This window comes from Kiloniella spongiae (genome assembly GCF_001026905.1).
GTDB classification, from domain to species: Bacteria; Pseudomonadota; Alphaproteobacteria; order Kiloniellales; family Kiloniellaceae; genus Kiloniella; species Kiloniella spongiae.
In genome coordinates, this window is record NZ_LAQL01000002.1 from 275,275 (window position 1) to 296,546 (window position 21,272).

Consider the following 21,272-nt stretch of genomic DNA (forward strand, 5'->3'; position numbering starts at 1 on the left):
AAAGTGCATGACGACACTACGCACAAAAATTGCCATGGGTTTATATGCCTCTGTTGCGACGATCATGACACCGCTCGTCAAATACCATCTAACAAAACGTATAAAGCGCGGCAAAGAGCATCCTTCCCGGTTCACAGAAAAGCTCGGGCATACTTCACAAGTAAGACCCAAGGGCAAGCTAGTGTGGATACACGGTGCATCTGTCGGCGAATCTCTTTCAATACTCCCTCTACTTGAAACTTTTCACGTCCTTCAACCTGATTTAAAGTTTCTGGTCACGACAGGTACGGCAACGTCAGCGCGATTGATGGAAGAGCGGCTACCTGATTACGCTATCCATCAGTTTGTACCAGTTGATCTACCTCTGGCCATTGGCAATTTTCTAAAAAGCTGGCGCCCAGATATCGCTTTGATTATTGAATCCGAGCTATGGCCCAATATGATTTTTCAGACAAAAGCCAAAGGCATTCCTCTTGTACTCCTCAACGGACGTATGTCGCAAAAATCCGCAAAGTCTTGGGCGAGAGCATCATTTTTCATCCAGGACCTACTCAAACAGTTCGACCTGATTCTCGCCCAATCCTCTACGGATGCACGACGTTTTACAGAATTAGGAGCACCACACGTCAAGAAACAGAGCAACCTTAAGTTTGCTGCGTCTCCCCTAGCTTATAAGCAAGATGATCTCGAAGAGCTTGTTACACGCATCGGAACACGGCCAGTCTGGTTTGCTAGTTCCACGCATAGGGGCGAAGAAGTTTTTTTGGCAGAAACGCACGAAAAATTAAGAGAAAAAATTCCTGATCTCCTGTGTATAATCGCCCCAAGACACCCGGAACGGGGGGCTGAAATCTTCAATGAATTTCAGGGAAAAAACCTTCCTCTTAACCTCAGAAGTGAAGGTAATCCCATTACAGAAGATACCTCCATCTATCTCGCGGATACATTAGGGGAACTCGGGCTTTTTTATGCGCTCTCACCTGTCGTCATTATCGGGGGTTCACTATTACGCAAAGGGGGGCAAAACCTTCTTGAACCAGCTAGACAAAATTGCGCCATTATCTGTGGGCCTGATATGCAGAATTTTGAAGAGATTTGTAATGAAATGGTCGAGAATAACGCGATTATAAAACTCTCCCAGACAGAGAATATTACGGCACAAATGGAAGAGCTTTTACTCAATAAATCACATCAACAAAAATTAGCACAAAAAGCAGCCGCTTATGTAAAAGACCGTGGGCAAGAAATTAACGATGTGGCTAACGAGATATTGCAAAAGCTTCCTGCAGAACCAATAACAGAATAAATAACGGCCTTAAGCAATTCGATCCAATTTATGTGACAGATCCACCAACTCTTCCAATGTCGGTGGCGTCATATATCTTTCCAAAATCAGTAACTCTGTTACAGGATCTTTTTGCTTCATCGTATTTACGGCCCGCCTACTCATCAAAACAGCAGAACAGCCTGCTTCCTTTGCAAAGCGAAACGTATTTGGATTGATATCTTTTGTGCCACCAAAAGGAACTGCAAACGAAGATGTTCGCCTATATTCTCTACTGTTCAACCAAGCTTGACCGGATACAATCTCTTTCCGTTGCTGATCTGGCGTTAAAGAAGATAGAACATAATGAGACGCACTATGGTTCCCATAACTCACCAAGGGATTATCAATTAAATCGTCTTCGGTCGCGATAACTTTAGTAAGAGCGTCTAACTCATCCTCAAGGTTGTTCTCCACAAGAAAAGTATCCAACGCCTGATCAACAAACTGGCTATTTAACTCAACTTTTTTACTGTCTTTATAAAACCGTTCGGTCTTTATGCTCTGAATCCATTTTTCATGCTCAAAATATTTCAGGAAAGCCTTTTCGAGCTTTTTCGATAGAATAAGTCGTACTTTATCTCGCCAGAAAATGGCTCCATCAATGAGGTTACTGTTAAGGAATATCGTAGATGGCAATTTTTCTTCGATTAACCAAGGTATTGCATTGGTGAATAGATCTGCATAAGCATCATCAAAGGTAATCGTTGCGAGGCCTCGCTTGTCCGGCACAGCAATAAAATCATTCAAAGAAACGACTTCAAACTGCCCCCGTAACCACCTTATCTGTTCCCGAAAATCAACCGGGCTGACGTTATGTAACCGGCTTTCCAAGCCTGTTGGAATGCTTTCAAAAACACCATGATATAATAGGATGTGGCCACCCAGATATTCAGCCGACATTTATTTTTCCCAGTATAGCCATTTCTCAAATGCCATTATTGTGCAGACATCAGCCATAAAAAAAACTGGTGCCTCATTCTTTATAGGCAATGACTTCCACACGACGGTCTTCATCTGCTTTTTCTCCAGACCCCCAAAGAGAAAAGCTTCCATAGGCTTCACCACGGAAAACAGTCTCAATTCTCTTTTTGGCAATACCTTTTTTAATAAGGTAATTCTTGGCACTTTGTGCCCGCTTAAGAGACAGTTTTTTATTTGCGTCAGGATCGCCTTGTTTATCAGCTTGGCCAATAGCACAGATTTTAAGCGAAGGATGGCCATCAATAACGTTAAAAAGGTCGTCTATTTTCTTTTGCGCTTTCTTAGAAAGACTGGATTGTCCAACTTCAAAATAAATCACTTTGGTCACAAGAGGGCTTTGATCAACAGGCACAGAACAATCAACCGGGCTGGACACTGCAGATGAAATACTGCCCCCCAGCACAAAGACCCCGGAAACAAAATATTTAACAAGAAACCTAACCATGACAAGTCCCCCCTTCAAATGTGATTTCTGTAACCAGTTTAACTTACTGACGGCAGGAAGACCACCTCAAGCAACTTCGCGCGCTTGCCCTGCGTCCAGGAACTCTTCATAGGCTTGTCGAATTACACTTTCATCAGAACCGGGCTTAAAGGCATTTTGGCTCAAACTTCTTCTCCAAGCACGGGCACCCGGCAGACCGTTAAAAAGACCAAGTACATGACGTGTTATTGACTTTACAGGCACGCCTTCGGCAACTCTTTCTGCAGCATAGATACAGAGTTGATCAACAACCTCACTACGATCTTTGATCTTCGTTTCCCCATAAAACCTCTGATCAACCTCTGCTAGGATATACGGGTTTTGGTAAGCTTCACGGCCAATCATCACGCCATCCACATTTGCGAGATGGCCTTCAACTTGCTCAAGCGTTTGCACACCACCATTGAGGATGATTTCCAGATCTGGAAAATCCTGTTTAACACGATACACGACATCGTATTTCAACGGAGGGATCTCTCGGTTCTGTTTCGGGCTCAAGCCCTCTAGCCAAGCTTTACGGGCGTGAACAATCAGCGTTTGGCAACCTGCATCTTTCACCTTTGTCACAAGCTCGTGCAAAAATTCATAAGAGTCTTGTTCGTCAATTCCGATGCGTGTCTTGACTGTCGTTGCAAGTCCAGATTGAGCCATTGCAGACACACATTCTGCAACCAAATCAGGCTCAGCCATTAAACAGGCCCCAAACCGCCCCTTTTGAACCCGATCACTGGGACATCCAACATTAAGATTAACTTCGTCATATCCAAAAGCCGCAGCCTTAGCCGCGCACGTTTTGATCGCCTCTGGATCACTTCCCCCAAGTTGTAATGCGATCGGATGCTCTTGCTTATCAAACTTCAAAAATCGCTCAGGGTCTCTACCATGAAGCAATGCGCCTGTTGTTATCATTTCTGTGTAGAGAACCGTATGCTGCGAAATCATCCGCAAAAAAGAGCGTTCATGCCGATCAGTCCAATCAAGCATAGGGGCAACGCATACTTTTCTGTTCAACGCTTTATTTCCCATCAAACTACCCAGTGTTGGCCTCGTAAACCAGTGTTACCTAGAAAAGGGGTAACCTTCGTTAACCCTACAACACAATATTCAATATATTTAAAGATACAGGCCTTTTAACAGCAATAACACAAACATCAAATGATTGATGCTTCAGAGGCTATATCGACAAGTCGGCATTAACACCCTCACCTTCAAACAATCTATAAAGTCACATTTTCAAACAAATAACTCGCCACACACATCGCTCAAGCCAGACCACTCAGCACCACAAAAGTCGTTTTTAAAACAATCCAATCCTCCATATTTGACAAATTAAGATCAAATAAACCACACACAATACTAAATAACCACTATTATCCCACTTTAAACTTGTTCAAACCGATAATCCATTTTATGATCGGCACCATAAGTCAAAAATGACACAAACACCTTATTAACTCTGCGTTCTAAACCACGCACAGAATTGAAAGAGGAAGCCCGCAATGATCAAGGCCATCACCTTTGACCTATGGGATACAATCGTTGATGACGATTCAGACGAACCTAAACGTGTTGCTCAGGGATTGAGAAGCAAAAGAGAAGAACGTCGCCATATTGTCTGGACAGCTCTGAACGAAATCGCACCCATTGATATGGAAACAGTCACTCTTGCATACGATGTCGCCGATGCCTCTTTCAATATTGTCTGGAAAGAACTCTTTATAAACTGGACCGTTGAACAGCGCATTCGTGCTATTCTCAACGGCCTGGATCGCAGCCTTCCAAAAGACCTTTTTGATCGCGTAGTCAAAGAGACTGGCGATATGGAAGTAAACATCCCTCCCAATGCAATTGATGGTGTCAAAGCAGCTCTGGCTGATCTTTCAAGCCGCTATAAACTTTGCATTGTTTCAGATGCGATTGTTACACCAGGAACAGGTCTTCGCCAAATTCTTGAAGATTACGACCTAAAACAATACTTCAGTGGCTTTGCTTTTTCTGACGAAGTCGGACACTCAAAACCCCATCGCAGTATGTTTGATGCAGCAGCAAAACAGCTTGGTGTTCAGGTTGAAGAAATGTTGCATATCGGGGATCGAGACCACAACGACATCAAAGGTCCGCATGCATTGGGTATGAAAGCCATACTTTTTACCGCAACACGCGATGCGGACCAAGGGCACACGACAGCTGATGCGATTGTTAACAGCTATGCAGATTTACCTGCTGCAATTGATGCCCTCGCAGATATCAGTAAATAACACTTAGAGTCCAAACCGGAGAAAGACGACATGTCTCAAAACCCACGTTTCCTCGTTGTCGATGGCTATGCCAAAGAAGGACGAGACGGCCTGAAAGAAGGCGGAGCCTCTACTGCAGGCGACCTTTATGTCAAGATGCTGGAAACACAAAGCCCAGGCGCCAAATGTGATATAGTTTACCCCGCAGATCCGGGGGCCAGCCTTCCCTTTGGCGCTGACCTAGAGCAATATGATGGTATTGCCTGGACAGGATCAAGCCTGACCGTTCACTCTGATGATCCAAAAGTTGTCCCTCAGATCGAATTTGCCAAAGCCGCTTATGAGGCGCAAGTGCCAAGTTTTGGTAGCTGCTGGGCGGCACAAATCTCTGTCGTTGCCGCCGGCGGTGCCTGCGCGGTTAACCCTAAAGACAGAGAAATGGGCTTTGCTCGCAAAATCTCCCTGACACCTGAAGGTCGTGCCCATCCCCTGTTCGAAGGTAAAAAGTCAGTCTTTGATGCCTTTATCAGTCACGATGATGAAATCACTCATCTTCCCCCCAATGGACAAGTATTGGCTTCTAACGACTGGACATCAGTTCAGGCCGTATCCGTAACCCACAAGGGCGGTGTATTCTGGTCCGTACAATACCACCCGGAATATGATCTCCACGAAATGGCCAGGCTTTGTTATTGCCGCAAACAAAAGCTTGTGGACAAAGGGTTCTTTACAAACATCGACGATGCTCAAAAATTTGTGGACATGCTCGAAGCACTTCATCAAGATCCAAGCAGAAAAGATCTGTGGTGGTTACTTGGTATTGATCATGACATCATGAACGCCGACATTCGTCAGGCAGAAGTTAAGAACTGGATTGAACGCCTCGTCATTCCAACGATGGCCCGCAGACGCTAACCCGCTGCAGACGATTTACAAAATCAGGTCTGTGGCTCGCACTGAGAAACAGACCTGATTTATGAGCACACCCAAAAAAGAGAAATTTGCACCCGCCCCTCGTGCATGGCAGCGTATGCTAAGCGGGCGACGGCTGGACCTTCTCGATCCTTCACCTCTCGACATTGAAATAGAAGATATCGCGCTCGGTCTTTCACGCGAAGTCCGCTGGAACGGACAAACGATTGGCGAATGGGGCTACACCATTGCCGAACACTCTCTATTAGTGGAAGAAATTGTTGGTCTGCTGAAGCCTGATTCAAAAATAGAAATCCGTCTGGCCGCCCTGCTTCATGATGCCCCCGAATATGTTATCGGCGACTTGATAACTCCCTTTAAATACGCGATTGGCAGTGGGTACAAGTATCTAGAAAACAGATTGATGCAGGCCATCCATGTTCGCTTTGGTCTCCCCGCCAATTTACCAGACACAACCAACAAACTCATAAAACGTGCAGATCGTATGGCCGCTTACCTTGAAGCCACCCAACTAGCCGGTTTCAGCGACAAGGAAGCCAGCAAGATATTTGGCAAACCGCGATCAATGCCGAATATCCGCATCACAGGCATATCCCCACAAGAGGCAAAAAAGAATTTTCTAAAGCGCTTTGAAGAACTTAGCTAAGTCAGCGACGCACGAGAAATGGCTGCACTAATTTCCAGATTGAACACGCCGTCAAAACAATCGCGATAGCGTAAATCATAACCAGCGGAACATTATACCGGGGAATACTGACAGAAACGAATGCATTAAACCCGACCATAAAGAAAAACGGGAATGCAAAAAACATCACAGGTGCAGTACCAGCAATTTTTTTCAACTGTATAAACCCCGGGATCAGGGCAAGAACACCAATCAACCCGAAATACTTTGCCACCCACATTCCACGAAGAGACAATGACAAAGTCACCATGATATGTTTCACAATATCCGGTAAAATATAACCGTTAAGCAAAAGACTGATACGTTCTTTCTCGGTCGCAGCCTGCTCATAAATTTCAGCTCTCATAACAGAATTACCATATTTATAATACCCTTCCGGATAGCCAAAATCGAGCTTCTGATAGAGTTCTGCCGGGAAAAGGCTTTTACTTAGTGAATCACCAAAATCCGGCAACCAATAGATAAAGCTGACAGCATACTCCGTCCAACTCATCATATTATAAGCAACTCGTTCCGAAAGAATATAAGGGCCATAGCCTGCACTTACCCCGAAAACACCGTGGTATGAATAATTTCGAAACATCCAGGGAATAACAAACAAGATAAAGGGAAGTAGAAAAACACCTGTCTTAAATAAGATTTCCTTTGCCCCCTCTTTTTTAACAAAAAGCCAGTAACAAGGAATGCCTAGGATCAGAAAATACACCAAATACAAAAAAGATGGTCGAGTCAAAACAGCAATGCATAACCCAAGCCCCATCAATCCAAAGACAATAAAATGGTCTTTGACTTTAAGGGCATAGGCCAAACACGTTATAAAACTGATGAAGCCGAAAAAAGCCCATGTTTCTGTAATTAACCAAGTTGTGTATTCTGACATGCGACCAGCGATAAGAACCAGAATCATCACTGATAGAGATAGCCAAAACCGTTTTGTCAAAAAAAGAGCGGCGAGGTAGCAAAAATAAGTCTCCAGGGCAATCAATACAGTCTGAACAGTATAAACAGAAGCCAACCCAGAAACATCACACCCACCTTCGCGAGCAGCATAACATTGAATAGCCTGCTCTACTCCGGGGTCAATCGACATCATAAAGCTAAGAAAACCAGGATATAACGGTGCTACAATTATACCATTACTCGTTTCAGCAAGAGGAAGGAATGCAAAATTTATGGCCCGATCTACATACCCCAGAGCGTCGGCAACAGGTTCCTGATATCCAATTTTCATTGCCTGAACAAAAGCAATGAGACAACAAAGTATTAAAGGAAGTAAATATAAGTTTATTTTTTTTGTCACAAAAATAGCCACTCAAACAATTTTAACATCTCTGAAAAATTTAATTATCACGATCAATATCAGATCTACGTTTTAACCGTTTATTCAAAGGTGTCTTTGGTTCATTCGTGATATCAAAATTCAAAGCTGATAACACAAGCTGCAAACCAACTATCATAGGTAAGGCAGCAAGCATAACCTGCCCCGGAGTTGCCTGTTGTCCTTGAAATGCAGACAAATACCAATGCCAAACCCCAAATATCGCCCCATAACAAATAAGCATTGGCCCTATTATAAATTCCAATGATGCCAAGCTAAAATCTCTGAGAAAATAGCTATATACTAATCGTTTCACAGAGTTCCGAACATGCCCACCTAGAAATGGTAAAATAACCCTACTAATTTTCAAATTTGATATTTCATCACCATATTTGGCTTCCATAGGAATATCTAGAACAACTGCTCGTATCAAATTTAAGCGAAATAGCATATCACTTTCAAAAAAGTAACTAGAGGCAATTTTAGACGTATCCAAAAGCTGAAACACCGAAAGATGAATTGCTAGAAACCCATTTGTTGGATCCATTATTCGCCAGTAGCCTGATGAAAATTTATTGATGAACCCGAGAATAGCATTCCCGAAAAGACGAACTTTCGGCATGGCGACGAGACTACGGCTATCCCAAAAACGATTACCTTTTGTATAATCGGCTTCCCCCGTAAGAAGCGGGTCAATAAACCCTGAGATCAAGCTTGGATCCATTTGTCCATCACCATCAATCTTAACGGCAATATCGTGACCGGCCTTTAGTGCAGCATCAAAGCCGGTGATCATTGCACCGCCGACACCTCGGTTATCAAAATGCCTTAAAACCGTTATACGATTGTCCTGAATATTCGCTTCAATAAAGTCACCAGACTTTTCAGGACAAGCATCATCAACACAAATAATCGCATCAACGAAATTTGGAATAGCCTCAAGCACATCTTTAATGTGAGATTTAACTTGATAACAAGGGATCACAACAACAATGGATGTCTTTTTATCTTTCACCGCATCTCTCATCGTTATGCTACTTAAATTTCTTTCACAGAAATAATAACAATCCCTGCAATAATAAATATGGTTCCGACAGCATTCTGCCACCCCAAACTTTCCTTAAAAAGAATAGACGCTGCAACAGGAACAATAACAAATGCCAAAGCCGTAAACGGGTAAGCAAAGTTTAAGGGAACTGTTTTTAAGATCCACACCCAAACTAACGTTGCTATTCCATACAAAATTATACCTGTAATCAGCCATGGGTTAAATAAACCGAGAAGTCCTTCATTCCAATTAATATCCAATGATGCTTTTTTAAAAAGAAGCTGGCCAGAAGACATCACTAAGGTGAAAAGAAATAAAATAAGAATTTTCATAAACAGAGTATTTCTCTATATGACAATAAGGACTCAACATAATAATTAGATTACAACAATCTCAATTCTATATATGTTAAAAGGCGCAATAACAATATGAACTAAACACATATAAGTATATAGAATATAACATACGTTAGCTCTAAAGCCGCTAGACAAATAGAGCTGATTATAGATATTTTAAACAGATCAACACACACTCACACTTTAAATTAGAGTATCAACTTTGAATTTCACTCCAGTTGAATCATCCTTAGATCTCATTAATGAATACAGCAAATTGTTCGGGCTGTGCTTTGACAACGCACCTCACCTGACAACCCCAAACAAAGCCGTGAAATATCTTCTCTGGCTTTACCATAAAAATCCAGAAGGTAAAGTCGTTGGCTTTGATGCATGGGATAAAGACACCTTAGCCGCGCACTACTCTACAATTCCAATTCGTTGGTCCTTTGCGGGAACAGAACGAAAAGGGCTACTCTCTCTTAATACCGCAACCCATCCTGATTATCGTGGTAAGGGGCTTTTTACCAAACTGGCAGACGAGACATATAAAACAGCTACTGAACTTGGCTATGAATTTGTTATCGGCGTAGCAAACAACAACTCAACGTCTGGCTTCATTAAAAAGCTTGACTTTACTCTTGTCACTCCACTAGACGCCCGGATAGGTATCGGTACATTCCCTCGCAAAACCCGCCATACGCTAAATCATTCTGAATCGTTGATTAGACACTGTTGGACACAACAATCTTTTTCCTGGCGGATATCCAACCCCAACAACCCAGCCCTCATTACTAGGAAATCTGACACTTTTTCACAGGTAGAAGCCTGTACAGATAAACCTGCAATTAAAGCCTTTACTGAGATCAGCTTGGATAAAAATACAGAAATAGTATCAAATTCATTTGGAGTGGGGCTACGCTTGATGCTCGGAGTGATTCCCCAAGGAACTGCCTGGGGAAGCTATATTTCCATTCCACAAAGGCTGAAGCCTTCACCACTAAATCTGATTTTTCGCGACCTGCAAAATCGTAATCTAGAGATAGATAAGCGACACCTTTATTTTAACTTTCTAGATTTTGATGCCTACTAAATAGGATTATGTTGCGATGTCACACGTGTTTTTATTTTCACACCAAGATGATGAGTTTGGCGTATTCAAAGCAATTAGCGATCTTACAAATTCAAAAAAAGATGTTCACATCATTTACCTGACAACAGGCACTCTTGACGGTTCAATATCTAAACGAAGAAACAAAGAAAGCACCGATGTTTTATCTAAGTTTGGAATTGAAAAAAAACAAATTCACTTTATTGGATGTGAAAACAAACTCTGTGATGGAAAATTATATCAAAATCTCCATATAGCAGAGAAAAGCCTTGATACCCTTTTTAACCTTATAGGTCCTCCAAGCACACTTTACATCCATGCTTGGGAAGGCGGGCACCAAGATCATGACGCAGCTCATATCCTTGGCCTAGCCATGGCACAAAAACATGCCTGCATGGGACAAACTTTCCAATTTTCTCTTTATAATGGGCATACTCTACCTTGGGCTTTATATCATGTTCTCAAGCCAATTCCAGAAAATGGTCCAATTCAAAGGACGCAGATGTCATGGGGCGACAGAATACGATTTATCACCTATTGCTGCCGTTACCCATCACAATTAAAAACTTGGATCGGCTTACTCCCTTTTACTCTGATCAATTATTTATTCGATGGTCATCAAAAGTTGCAGTTGTGCAATATCAATCGCTTACAGCTCCCGCCTCATACGGGAATACTTCTATACGAAGCAAGAAAGGTATTGAGTTATGATGAATTCAAAGCAGGCGTAACGGCATTTTTGAAACAACATTTCAAGTGTTAATAAACAGTTACCTTCGAAATCGCTCCGCAACATCATGAAAAGCTCTTACAATTCTAAGTTCTCTCCGGCGCTTCAGAGTTAAAAGATATTCTATCGTTTCCAAATCAACATCTGCAATATTAAGCACGTGAACACGTTGATCTTTTGGTAGTTCATGGGAAGACACAATTCCAACACCCAAGCCAGCTGCTACCGCCTCAAAAAGGCTTTCCCGACTTGCAATTTCCATGGTGGGTTTAATATTGAGCGATTTGGCCTGACAAGCTTTTTCAAAAACCTGGCGGGTTATTGATTGAGGTTCACGCCAAATCATTTTCTCTCTACTTAACTCTGATAACTTGATTTGTCTCTTGCCGGATTGTGACCAGGGATGGTTTTGACAACAGAAAACAACTACACGATGCCGATAGAAAGGTATTGCTTCAACCAACGGATTTTCTTCCCACCCGGTTTGTAAAGCAATATCCACTTTCTCGGCCAAGAGGTCGGCTGTTACCTTTTGCGAGTTACCAATGTTCAAGCCTATATGCACTTCAGGGTATTTTTCTTGAAAGGCAGCAATAATTGGAACAATGAAATAGGGACTACCAGCCGCTATCCGACATGTACCGCTACGTAACTCCTTTGTCGCGCTCAAAAGCTCAGAAGCTTTATCTTCAAGCGCAAAAATCTGCACTGAAATTTTCAAGAGATCCTCGCCAACCTCGGTCAAGGTAACGCCACGGCTGTTTCGGCGAAAAAGGCTAAGTTCATACCTTTCTTCCAAGGCCCGGATATGTGCCGTTACTGCTGGCTGACTAATGGACAAATATTCTGCGGCTTTCGTCAAACTACCTTCACGCGCCACAACGTTAAATGCTCTTAACTGAGACAGATTCATTTCGTAATCATAACTTTTAATTATATCTAAAATCAAAACATCCAATTGGACTTATATCATCATATATTTCATAGTTCATAACAAATCAATAAAGCCCGCAAAGGTCATGGCGCGATGAACAACAACAACATACAGCCAACAAATCAAAGAACCCCTCAAGGTGCTGAGGGGGACGTAAATCATTCTCCTAGACGGAAAGACTGGCACGACAGAAATATTAATTCTGATGCAAAAGATCTCCTACGCAGAGACGAAAAGGTCTTTCTGCATCAATCCGTTTCCACCCCCTGCCTTTCGGTAATTAAAAAAGCCGAAGGTATCTGGATTGAAGACAATCGTGGACATCGCTTTATGGATTTTCATGGCAACAATGTGCATCATATTGGCTATGGTCACCCGCGTTTAAAACAAGCGATCAAACAACAACTGGACGATCTTCCCTTTGCGCCGCGACGCTTTACCTGTGATCCTGCAGTAGAATTGGCTGAAAAACTAACCGACCTGGCCCCCGGCGATCTAAGCAAGGTTCTCTTCGCAACCGGGGGATCAGATGCCATCGAAATTGCCCTCGCCTATGCCCGTGCAAAAACAGGACGTTTCAAAACAATTTCGTTCTGGGACTCATTCCATGGCGCAGGTTTCGGTGCGCGCTCTATTGGTGGTGAAGAAATGTTCCGCTCTGGCCCCATTGGCCCTCTCCTACCCGGCACAGAACATGTGCCTCCGTTTGGGGACTATCGCAACGCATGGGGCGTCAAAGAAGGTTCCGCTGAGCTTTGCGCAAACACCATCCGGTATGTTCTGGAAAAAGAAGGAGACGTTGCCGCAGTCATTGCCGAGCCAACCCGTGCAATACCTTATATAGCCCCGCCCGGATTTTGGAAAAAAGTCCGTGAAGCCTGTAACGACTTTGGTGCCCTTCTGATTTTTGATGAAATTCCTACAGGATTGGGTAAAACCGGCAAGATGTTCTCTTGCGAATACGATGATGTCATCCCGGATATTCTTGTTGTTGGCAAAAGTCTCGGGGGTGGCATTCTTCCTATCGCGGCAACAATTTGCCGCCCTGAACTGGATATTGCCGACCGTTACGCCTATGGTCACTATACACATGAAAAGAACCCGGTAACGACACGGGCTGCGCTGACCACATTACAGATTGTAGAAGAAGAAGGTCTGGTCGAAAATGCAGCGAACGTCGGGACCTTTGCCTTGGAACGTCTGCAAGAAATGCAACAGCGTCACCCCTTAATCGGGGATGTCAGAGGACGAGGTTGCTTATTTGGCGCAGAACTTGTCACAGATAGAGATACGCGTGAACCAGCTAATAACGCGGCAGATATGGTGCTCTATCATGCTCTGGACAAAGGGCTGAGCTTCAAGACCACTATGGGGAATGTTCTCACCTTCACCCCAGCTCTGGTCACAACTCAACAAGACATGGAATACGCCATGAACATCATTGATATATGCCTGGATGAAGTTGAGAAAAAACTGGGATACCGCTAACTTTCTCTTTTTGATGTAACGAACACGTTGATGAAGGCCCAAATCAACTTTATCTTCATACGATGACAAATATTTCTTTCAGACCCGCACAGGAACTGGATCTTCCGGTTATCATTTCCATGCTGGCAGATGACAAACTCGGCGCGAAGCGTGAAGATGCTTCGCTGCCAGTGAACCCAAAGTACAGTGCAGCCTTCGAAGCCATTGATAAAGACCCGAACCAGTATCTTGCCGTTGTTGAGCAAGAGGAGGAGATTATTGGTTGTCTACAGCTAACATTCATTCCCGGCCTTTCTCGCCTTGGGATGTGGCGGGGACAGATTGAAAGTGTCCGTATAGCTTCCAGTCATCGTGGTTCAGGTCTTGGCAGCCAAATGTTTGAGTGGGCTATTTCAGAGTGTCGGAAACATGGTTGTGAGTTGGTCCAACTGACAACTGACAAAGCTCGTCCTGATGCCTTCAAATTTTACGAAAAATTTGGTTTCAAGGCGAGCCACGAAGGCATGAAACTCAGCCTAGATTGAGCCAGCCTTTTCAATCACCAAAACACGGGCAATACCAACGGGATGAGCAACATGCTCGTCTCCCTCGCCAGCGTAAAATATATTACCTGCATCAATCAGTTGCTCCAGTTCTTGTCCAAATTTTTTATAGAGCATTCTTACCTTACCATTCAGAACGACAAAAACTTCATCCCCGTCATTCTTATGCCATTTATACGGCTCGTCCGTCCAATGAAGCCGAACGGTTGCTCCTTCAATCTGTGCAATGTCCATCGCATCCCAAGCAGCATTACCGATAAACTTTGCTGTTTCTATAAACTTCATTTTGAACCTCATCTCTTAACAGTTATATTTCTATTTATGGTAAGAGCTTGTTCAAACTGATGATATAGGCATGATGTAAGGCTCAGCCTGTTATTTTAACTATGCCATTCTTAACAACATGTCCCGATCTCTTGATCACAAAGATCTGAAAATATTAACGCTGTTACGCAATAATGCGCGCGCTTCAATCAAAGAACTGGCTGCAGGTGTTGGGCTTTCACGCACAGCCCTTATCGAACGGGTCAAGCGCCTTGAAAGAGATGGCGACATCGCCGGATACACTTTAAAGAAGGCACAAAAAGAGACACCTCTGACATTTTACCTGATGGTAAAAACGCATCACCCATCATGTGAACTCATTGCACCTCGCTTGGCTGAAATCCACGAAATAACGGCATGTCATTCACTTGGTGGAGATATTGATATGATCATTCAGTTATCAACGGATCATCTGCAAAGAGCAAACAAGATTAGAGAAGAGATATCCTGTTACCCCGAAGTTGCCCACATAACAACCTCGACACTTTTGAAAACCCATTTTGAAAAATAAAAGGCCACCTGTTCAGATGGCCTTTTAATCACTGCATATCAGGAATCGTTTTTACACTATCCTCGAATTGCCTGTTCCAGATCTTCTTTCAGATCATCAGCATCTTCAAGACCGACAGAAATGCGTAAGAAACCCTGTGTTATACCCACCGCCAGACGCTCTTCTTCGCTCAAACGCTGGTGCGTTGTCGAAGATGGATGGGTAATCAGTGTTTTAGAATCCCCAAGGTTATTTGAAATATCGGCAACACGGAGACGATTTAGAACTTTAAAGGCTGCTTCTTTACCGCCCTCTAGTTCCAGACCAATCAACGTACTTCCCTTCCCTGACATCTGTGCCATGGCAAGGGCGTATTGCGGGTGTGATTTCAGCCCGGGATAAATCACCTTCTTAAGTCCTGGCAGACCTTCGATATGGCTTGCCAGCGCCAAGGCATTATCGCTCATCCGGTCAACGCGTAGGGCTAGTGTCTCAAGTCCCTTAACCATCGTCCAGGCATTGAAGGGGCTCATGGACGGACCAGTGTGGCGCAGAAAATCTTTGAGGTGATCGGCATCAAATTCCTGAGAACAGAGAATGGCACCTCCCATGCAACGTCCTTGTCCGTCGATATGCTTAGTTGTTGAATAGACAACAATATCCGCACCATATTCCAATGGTTTTTGCAACATTGGCGTCGCAAAAACATTATCCACGATGACAAGCGCGCCCGCTGCATGTGCCATATCGCACACGGCCTTGAGATCAATGATATCAAGTGCCGGATTAGACGGTGTTTCCAACAAAACAGCTTTTGCACCTTTGGCAAGCGCAGCTTCCCAAGCGCTTAAATCCGTTCCATCAACAACCTCTGTCTCGACGCCATAGCGTGGCAGCAGTTCGTTCAAAATAAACAGGCAAGAACCAAAGAGAGCTTTGGCACCCACAACACGATCACCTGCTTTAACCTGCGAAAGAAGCGCTGCATTAACAGCGGCCATGCCGCTTGCCGTTCCACGGCAGACTTCTGCACCTTCCAGCAATCGCATACGCTCTTCAAACATGGAAAGCGTCGGGTTTGCATAGCGGGAATAGACGTAGCGTTCACGATCACCATTAAAAGCTTCTTCGGCTTCTTCTGCTGAACTGTAAACATAGCCAGAGTTCAGGTACAGCGCTTCACTTGTCTCATCAAAGCCACTGCGCATGAGCCCGCCGCGCACCAGTTCAGTCTGGGGGCGAAGCTTGCGTGCTGAAGCATTTGAATTGCTGTCCGTCATCTTTCTATTCCATTTACTCTTTTCAATCCCTTTGGAAACCATTCCCATGGGCATCACGATGTTGATTTAGATTAATTTTGCTTCCAGGGGATACCAGCAGCTTTCCAACCCGCAACTTTTCCCCGATGGCCGCGTTCATCCGCAGGTCCTTCGAAACCGTGCAGAATATTGAAACAATTTTTATATCCCTGTGCCGTCAGGGCGATTGCGGCTGAAACAGAACGCACACCCGATCGACACAGAATATAAAGGGGTTGTTCTTCCTTAATCCCCAACTGCTTTACTGTCGCTACAAAATCAGGATTAACCTGCATTTGTGGGTAAACTTGCCAGGGCAAAAGTTGCGTATCTTTTCCCAAAGCTGATAAATCCGGTACACCTACGAACTGAAACTCCGGGATGGTCCGTACGTCGAGCAAAACGGCATCAGAATCTTTTTCCAAGACATCCCATACATACTCTACAGAGACATCACCAGCATAGTTTTGTTCCATTCCGATCTCCATTTGCGCCCGACATTTGGTTAATTGGCGCTTATTAATATTGAGAATTAGGGATTTTAAAACCTTTTTCATCAAATACTTTATTCAAATACTTTTGAAATAGGATTCAGGCATGTCTGATTTAGAAGAACTTCGTACCCGGGTAGAAGCAGCAGAAGAACATTTTGGTCTCATCGCTGATCAACAAAAAGGCTACAGCCAACGCTTGATTGCCCTGCTCAACATTACCGAGCAAAAGGATCAGACCATCGGCAAACTAGAATATGAAAACGAACAACTACGCACGATGTTGTTCTCTCTTTTGAAATCCATCGAAAAGGGAGATACGACAAATACCCTACAGGATATGGATGTCCGCATCTCGGCAATGACAAGTGAAGCTGTTGAAATTGAAGATAAATCAACTAACGCTGATTTATCCCTTCCCGCGCCTGAGGAAGAAGTTACAAACGAAAGCGAAGCTTCTGACATTAACGAAGACGCAGCTGAACTAAACAGCTCTGACGCCTCAGAGAGTGACGATGAAAGCGACCTCGACGAGATTGAAGAACTTGTCGCTGATCTGGAAGCCACTGACAGCGATGATGGTATGACAGCGGATGAAGACGATCTCTCAATAGACGATTCCGAGGGAGGCACTGATGATGGGGCAACCGAAATTTCTATGGACGATGCCCCCGAATCTGAAGACGTTCCCGATTCTCTAGAATCCGCAGCAGACGAAGTTTCAACCGAAGACGCCTCAGAAACATTAGAAGATATTCCAGAAGTCGCACTGGAAGATGAGGCTGGAGACGATTTAACTGATGACGATATAACCGGAGAAGATGGAATTGAAGAAGCAGAACTTGCTGATGTTTCGGAAGACGACATTATCGCCGAAATCGCTGACAACCTTGAAGAGGTTCTCCCTGCAGAAGATAGCCACGAACAAGCCCCAGCTACTGAAGATACCGATAGCCCACTAGAAGGATTGGAAGATCCACTCGAAGATCAGATTTTATCACAGGATTCCACGCCAGAACCCGCCGTAGCAGAAGATGAATCAGATATCGAGCCTGAAGCTGTGGCACAAACCGCGCCTGACATAGGAACACCTACTGAAGTAGAAGCCGAAATCAGTGCGGAAGAAATTCCCTTGAGCGAAGATACCGATATTGACAGCTTCTTAGACGAAAACGCTGATGAAGAAGAAAAACCAGCCAGCCCGGAAATCGAAGATATAATGGAACGCATTTCGAAGCAGGCACTGTCACAGGGTGAGTAAAGAAGAGGATCATGCACATGAAAAATCGGTTTTATTTTCCCTAGGTGCCACCTTGATTTAATCCCTGTTCCTACGTCTTTCTCTTTCGAAAAGCATCCTTGCCCGTGATTTCGGACTATTTAAAATTATATCTGCCGCCTATTCTGCTTGTCACTGGGGCTATTTATCTGGTCGCCTATCCGTATAGCTATCCGGCACCGGTAGACCTGTTACTTGATATTGCACCGACAACCCTATCGGTTTTGGGCGCAGGACTTTGCCTTTGGTTCAGAAAATCCAATCCTGTTTTTTGCTTCGCCATCGCTGTTGCCCTTGCTTACTTCGGCACCAGCATGTCTGAAACCCAGTCAGCTGCGGCCTTTATTTTTATACCATTGGCTTGGATGGGATTCGCGCTTAGTGAAGAGCGGGGTCTTCTAACACCTTCCGGTTTTACAAAGGGATTATTGCTAATCGTTGTGGGCGGCATGATCGCGACACTTGGTTATCCCGCCAATGATCTGGGCATATTTTCCAACCTTTGGATTGATTTGAACTACGCAATGCAATGGCGTCCTGCATGGGGAAGCTGGATGCCTTTACCTGCCCTATCCTTTGGCACGTTCAGCCTTGCCGCGCTGGTATTGACCGTTCGCCTGATCATCAAGCACAGGCCAATGGATGCAGGGTATCTTGGCGGCCTCATTGCCCTTTTTGGCGCAGCCCTGCGGTACGGCGATTTACCCGCAACCCCCATATTTATAACACTCGCATCGCTTCTGCTCATTCTTAGTCTTTTCCAGGAATCCCACCGTATGGCCTTTCTGGACGAGTTGACCCGCATACCGGCTCGACGGGCTTTGCTTGCTGATATGAAGAAGCTCGGTCGCCGCTATACACTGGCGATGGTGGATATAGATTTCTTTAAAAAATTCAATGATACCTACGGACATGATGTTGGCGATCAAGTCCTGAGAATGGTCTCTTCCCGTCTTAACCAGACCGGGGGGGGATGCCGCGCCTATCGGTATGGCGGCGAAGAATTCACATTACTTTTTCCGGGGAAATCCATTGATGAAACCTTCGATTATCTTGAAGAAGTTCGCGAACGAATTCAAGGAACGGTCTTTGTTATCAGAGGATCAGATCGCCCCACAAAAAAGCCCACAAAATCAAAGAAAAGTACACGAAAGAACACAGGAAATAAAAAGGTCAAAGTAACCGTATCTATTGGTGTTTCAGAACGAACAGAAAAACATGAAGACCCGATGGATGTAATGAAAAAAGCCGATCGAGCCCTCTACAAAGCAAAAGACAAAGGCAGAAACTGCGTTATCGAAATGTAAATGACAGCGATCAACCCTAAACGCAAAAGAGGCTCTGAATTTTTAATGAAATCAGGGCCTCTTTATTATTTATCTTGCGCGTACTCGTCAGTTAACGAGCTTATTCCTGCCCGCCCAAAAGAAGCGCATCATTGTCATCAATTGGAACCCCCGGAATATTTTTAGATGTTCTGATGACCTGAATGGTTTGCACGGTTGCAACATGCGGCGCAGCCGTCAGCTTTTCCGTTAGCTCATTTTCATGGCTGGTATTCCGGGCAACCAATTTTAAAACAAAATCATTTGAGCCACGGGTCATGCTGCATTCGCGCACTTCCGGCCATTCATTCATATAGTTATCAAATTCAGTCAAAACCTGCTCGGACTGACCTGTAAGACCAACCAAAGCATAAAAGGCCACTTCATAGCCCAAGGCTTCTGCCTCTAGCTCTGCGTGATAGCCTTTGATAAAACCGGCTTCTTCCAAGGCCCGTACCCGTCTTAGACAAGGAGGAGCTGAAATACCTGCTCGGCGGGCGAGTTCGACGTTGGTGACACGTCCATCTTCTTGAAGATCCTGAAGTATACGAAGATCTATACGATCTAACTTTACGCGGCGCATGCAAACGTCCTGTACAGTGTTTCCGGTAACACCCTAAGCTTTCATGCTGTCACATGATAAACAATTAGAGCGAATCGAGTGATTTTGAGTAACAATATTACTCGTGACCTCCATCTTTTCAAGATCCAACAAACAAATTCTATTAGGTAACTGTCTCAATGGTGGTCTTTTCCTTGCCTAGATCCGCTTGTCGCGCGATATTCCCAGAACAATGACAGAGATTAAGAAAAACCTTGTTTGCTGGGCTGTTAGCGATGGACGCGCCGGTATAGAAGCCAATTGTCTGGGCCTTGCAGCAGCTATGGGATTGCCCCCTGTCATTCACCATGTCCAAATGAAATCCCCCTGGAAGTGGTTGCCACCAGCCCTGATCCCTCTGCATTCTAGCATCTATGATACCTCTGCCCTTCCCCCAAAAGATGTGCCCAGAGAAAGCTGGCCGGATATTATTATCGGTTGCGGACGTCAGGCGGCTCTTTTCACAGCCTTGGTTCGGAAGCTCAGCAAGGGCAAAACCTTTGCCATCCAGATCCAAGATCCCAAGGTATCATCCAATCTCTATAATTTCGTTATAACGCCTGAACACGACAGGTTAAGAGGCGCCAATGTCCTCACGACCTGTGGTGCCCTTAACAAAATCACGCCAGATCTGCTTGAAGCAGGCAAAAAAGACCTTGCCCCCCGTATCAAAGATCTCCCCAAACCATTGGTTGCGGTTTTGATCGGCGGGAAAAGCAAAGCTTATGATCTCACAGCCGACATCATTCATCAGCTCGGAAATAAACTCCAAAAGCTGCATCAGGAAACAGGGTGCGGGTTTCTCGTAACAACGTCACGTCGTACGGGCCAGCAAAACGAAGCCTTACTATTAGGCTATCTAAAAGATCTGCCCGCTTTTGTATGGGATGGACAGTCCCCCAACCCCTACTTTGGTTTTTTGGGATCAGCCGATGCTATCATTGTCACTAGCGATTCAGTAAATATGGTCACAGAGGCTGCGAGTACCGGTCGCCCCGTCTTTACTGTTGATCTTGAAGGCGGCACCAAAAAATTTGACCGATTTCACAAGAAGCTCAGGGATGATGGCATTATCCGTCCCTTTGATGGCACGCTGGAAACATGGCATTATCCGCCGCTTTGCGAATCACAGCGGATAGCCAAAATCATATTGAAAAAACTGGATGATTCCGGGCGTCTATAGCTGAAAAATAAAAGCCCGCGGATAAAGCTGAAAAGATATTGATCTGCCCCTTGTAGAGAGCGCCAAGGCACTCTATTTTTCACTCAAGAACAAGACGATTCTATCGTGATTTTCGCCCGAACTTTTGT

General features: G+C 44.4%; 23 protein-coding genes. 12 read left to right on the plus strand and 11 right to left on the minus strand.

The genetic code is table 11. From position 1 onward, the window contains the following. Positions 1-7 precede the first annotated feature (7 nt). Positions 8-1,306 (plus strand): 3-deoxy-D-manno-octulosonic acid transferase, encoded by a 1,299-nt coding sequence (locus tag WH96_RS01270; protein WP_047762314.1) that lies wholly within the window; start codon positions 8-10, stop codon positions 1,304-1,306. A gap of 9 nt (positions 1,307-1,315) precedes the next feature. Here the strand turns inward: WH96_RS01270 and WH96_RS01275 are convergent, their stop codons facing one another. The 3 genes from WH96_RS01275 to dusA all read right to left on the minus strand — a co-directional run bounded on the left by WH96_RS01275 (position 1,316) and on the right by dusA (position 3,818). Further along, entirely contained in the window at positions 1,316-2,227 is a 912-nt protein-coding gene (locus WH96_RS01275) for a polysaccharide deacetylase family protein (protein WP_047762315.1), read from the minus strand. 73 nt (positions 2,228-2,300) lie between these two features. Continuing rightward, positions 2,301-2,753 (minus strand): OmpA family protein, encoded by a 453-nt coding sequence (locus WH96_RS01280; protein WP_047762316.1) that lies wholly within the window; start codon positions 2,751-2,753, stop codon positions 2,301-2,303. A gap of 66 nt (positions 2,754-2,819) precedes the next feature. Beyond that, positions 2,820-3,818: a tRNA dihydrouridine(20/20a) synthase DusA gene (gene dusA / locus WH96_RS01285; RefSeq protein ID WP_047762317.1), complete on the minus strand. Its 999-nt coding sequence runs from the start codon at positions 3,816-3,818 to the stop codon at positions 2,820-2,822. 473 nt (positions 3,819-4,291) lie between these two features. Here dusA and WH96_RS21005 point away from each other — a divergent pair, with 473 nt between their 5' ends. The 3 genes from WH96_RS21005 to WH96_RS01300 all read left to right on the plus strand — a co-directional run bounded on the left by WH96_RS21005 (position 4,292) and on the right by WH96_RS01300 (position 6,608). Beyond that, positions 4,292-5,050: an HAD family hydrolase gene (locus tag WH96_RS21005; protein ID WP_053005539.1), complete on the plus strand. Its 759-nt coding sequence runs from the start codon at positions 4,292-4,294 to the stop codon at positions 5,048-5,050. Between the two features lie 30 nt (positions 5,051-5,080). Then, on the plus strand, positions 5,081-5,944 hold the full coding sequence (locus tag WH96_RS01295) for a type 1 glutamine amidotransferase (RefSeq protein ID WP_047762318.1): 864 nt from the start codon (positions 5,081-5,083) through the stop codon (positions 5,942-5,944). Positions 5,945-6,005: 61 nt separating this feature from the next. Continuing rightward, entirely contained in the window at positions 6,006-6,608 is a 603-nt protein-coding gene (locus WH96_RS01300) for an HD domain-containing protein (protein ID WP_047762319.1), read from the plus strand. A 1-nt stretch (position 6,609) separates the two neighbouring features. Here the strand turns inward: WH96_RS01300 and WH96_RS01305 are convergent, their stop codons facing one another. From WH96_RS01305 to WH96_RS01315, 3 genes are all read right to left on the minus strand, one after another. Continuing rightward, positions 6,610-7,878: a hypothetical protein gene (locus tag WH96_RS01305; RefSeq protein WP_156176656.1), complete on the minus strand. Its 1,269-nt coding sequence runs from the start codon at positions 7,876-7,878 to the stop codon at positions 6,610-6,612. Between the two features lie 109 nt (positions 7,879-7,987). Further along, positions 7,988-8,980 (minus strand): glycosyltransferase family 2 protein, encoded by a 993-nt coding sequence (locus WH96_RS01310; RefSeq protein ID WP_245629393.1) that lies wholly within the window; start codon positions 8,978-8,980, stop codon positions 7,988-7,990. Between the two features lie 23 nt (positions 8,981-9,003). Continuing rightward, the gene (locus tag WH96_RS01315; protein WP_047762322.1) at positions 9,004-9,345 is read right to left on the minus strand and encodes an EamA family transporter; all 342 of its coding nucleotides are present in this window, start codon (positions 9,343-9,345) and stop codon (positions 9,004-9,006) included. A gap of 226 nt (positions 9,346-9,571) precedes the next feature. On the opposite strand from WH96_RS01315, the gene WH96_RS01320 reads away from it, so the two are divergent. Further along, complete coding sequence (locus tag WH96_RS01320; protein WP_053005541.1) at positions 9,572-10,441, plus strand: GNAT family N-acetyltransferase; 870 nt, start codon at positions 9,572-9,574, stop codon at positions 10,439-10,441. A gap of 16 nt (positions 10,442-10,457) precedes the next feature. After that, entirely contained in the window at positions 10,458-11,222 is a 765-nt protein-coding gene (locus WH96_RS01325) for a PIG-L deacetylase family protein (RefSeq protein WP_047762323.1), read from the plus strand. Between the two features lie 7 nt (positions 11,223-11,229). Here WH96_RS01325 and WH96_RS01330 read toward each other — a convergent pair whose 3' ends face one another. Next, positions 11,230-12,102 carry a LysR substrate-binding domain-containing protein gene (locus tag WH96_RS01330; RefSeq protein WP_047762773.1) on the minus strand — a complete coding sequence of 291 codons (873 nt, stop codon included), beginning with the start codon at positions 12,100-12,102 and terminating at the stop codon, positions 11,230-11,232. 114 nt (positions 12,103-12,216) lie between these two features. Between WH96_RS01330 and pbfA the strand changes: the two genes are divergently transcribed. Further along, the gene (gene pbfA / locus WH96_RS01335) at positions 12,217-13,611 is read left to right on the plus strand and encodes a (R)-1-hydroxy-2-aminoethylphosphonate ammonia-lyase (RefSeq protein ID WP_047762324.1); all 1,395 of its coding nucleotides are present in this window, start codon (positions 12,217-12,219) and stop codon (positions 13,609-13,611) included. Between the two features lie 62 nt (positions 13,612-13,673). Continuing rightward, entirely contained in the window at positions 13,674-14,135 is a 462-nt protein-coding gene (locus WH96_RS01340; protein WP_047762325.1) for a GNAT family N-acetyltransferase, read from the plus strand. Here WH96_RS01340 and WH96_RS01345 read toward each other — a convergent pair. Beyond that, complete coding sequence (locus WH96_RS01345) at positions 14,127-14,438, minus strand: cupin domain-containing protein (RefSeq protein WP_047762326.1); 312 nt, start codon at positions 14,436-14,438, stop codon at positions 14,127-14,129. The two genes, WH96_RS01340 and WH96_RS01345, sit on opposite strands and share 9 nt — an antisense overlap. A gap of 118 nt (positions 14,439-14,556) precedes the next feature. Between WH96_RS01345 and WH96_RS01350 the strand changes: the two genes are divergently transcribed. Next, positions 14,557-14,988 (plus strand): Lrp/AsnC family transcriptional regulator, encoded by a 432-nt coding sequence (locus tag WH96_RS01350; protein ID WP_047762327.1) that lies wholly within the window; start codon positions 14,557-14,559, stop codon positions 14,986-14,988. Between the two features lie 56 nt (positions 14,989-15,044). On the opposite strand, the gene metZ is transcribed toward WH96_RS01350, so the two are convergent. Continuing rightward, entirely contained in the window at positions 15,045-16,247 is a 1,203-nt protein-coding gene (gene metZ, locus WH96_RS01355) for an O-succinylhomoserine sulfhydrylase (RefSeq protein ID WP_047762774.1), read from the minus strand. 71 nt (positions 16,248-16,318) lie between these two features. Further along, positions 16,319-16,741: a rhodanese-like domain-containing protein gene (locus WH96_RS01360; RefSeq protein WP_047762328.1), complete on the minus strand. Its 423-nt coding sequence runs from the start codon at positions 16,739-16,741 to the stop codon at positions 16,319-16,321. Between the two features lie 121 nt (positions 16,742-16,862). Between WH96_RS01360 and WH96_RS01365 the strand changes: the two genes are divergently transcribed. Then, complete coding sequence (locus WH96_RS01365; protein ID WP_047762329.1) at positions 16,863-18,017, plus strand: hypothetical protein; 1,155 nt, start codon at positions 16,863-16,865, stop codon at positions 18,015-18,017. Positions 18,018-18,121: 104 nt separating this feature from the next. Further along, a complete protein-coding gene (locus WH96_RS01370) occupies positions 18,122-19,342 on the plus strand; it encodes a GGDEF domain-containing protein (RefSeq protein WP_156176657.1) in 1,221 nt (406 codons plus the stop codon). A 100-nt stretch (positions 19,343-19,442) separates the two neighbouring features. Here the strand turns inward: WH96_RS01370 and WH96_RS01375 are convergent, their stop codons facing one another. Beyond that, on the minus strand, positions 19,443-19,943 hold the full coding sequence (locus WH96_RS01375) for an Lrp/AsnC family transcriptional regulator (RefSeq protein ID WP_047762331.1): 501 nt from the start codon (positions 19,941-19,943) through the stop codon (positions 19,443-19,445). A gap of 211 nt (positions 19,944-20,154) precedes the next feature. Between WH96_RS01375 and WH96_RS01380 the strand changes: the two genes are divergently transcribed. Beyond that, on the plus strand, positions 20,155-21,144 hold the full coding sequence (locus WH96_RS01380) for a mitochondrial fission ELM1 family protein (RefSeq protein ID WP_047762332.1): 990 nt from the start codon (positions 20,155-20,157) through the stop codon (positions 21,142-21,144). Positions 21,145-21,272: the final 128 nt, after the last annotated feature.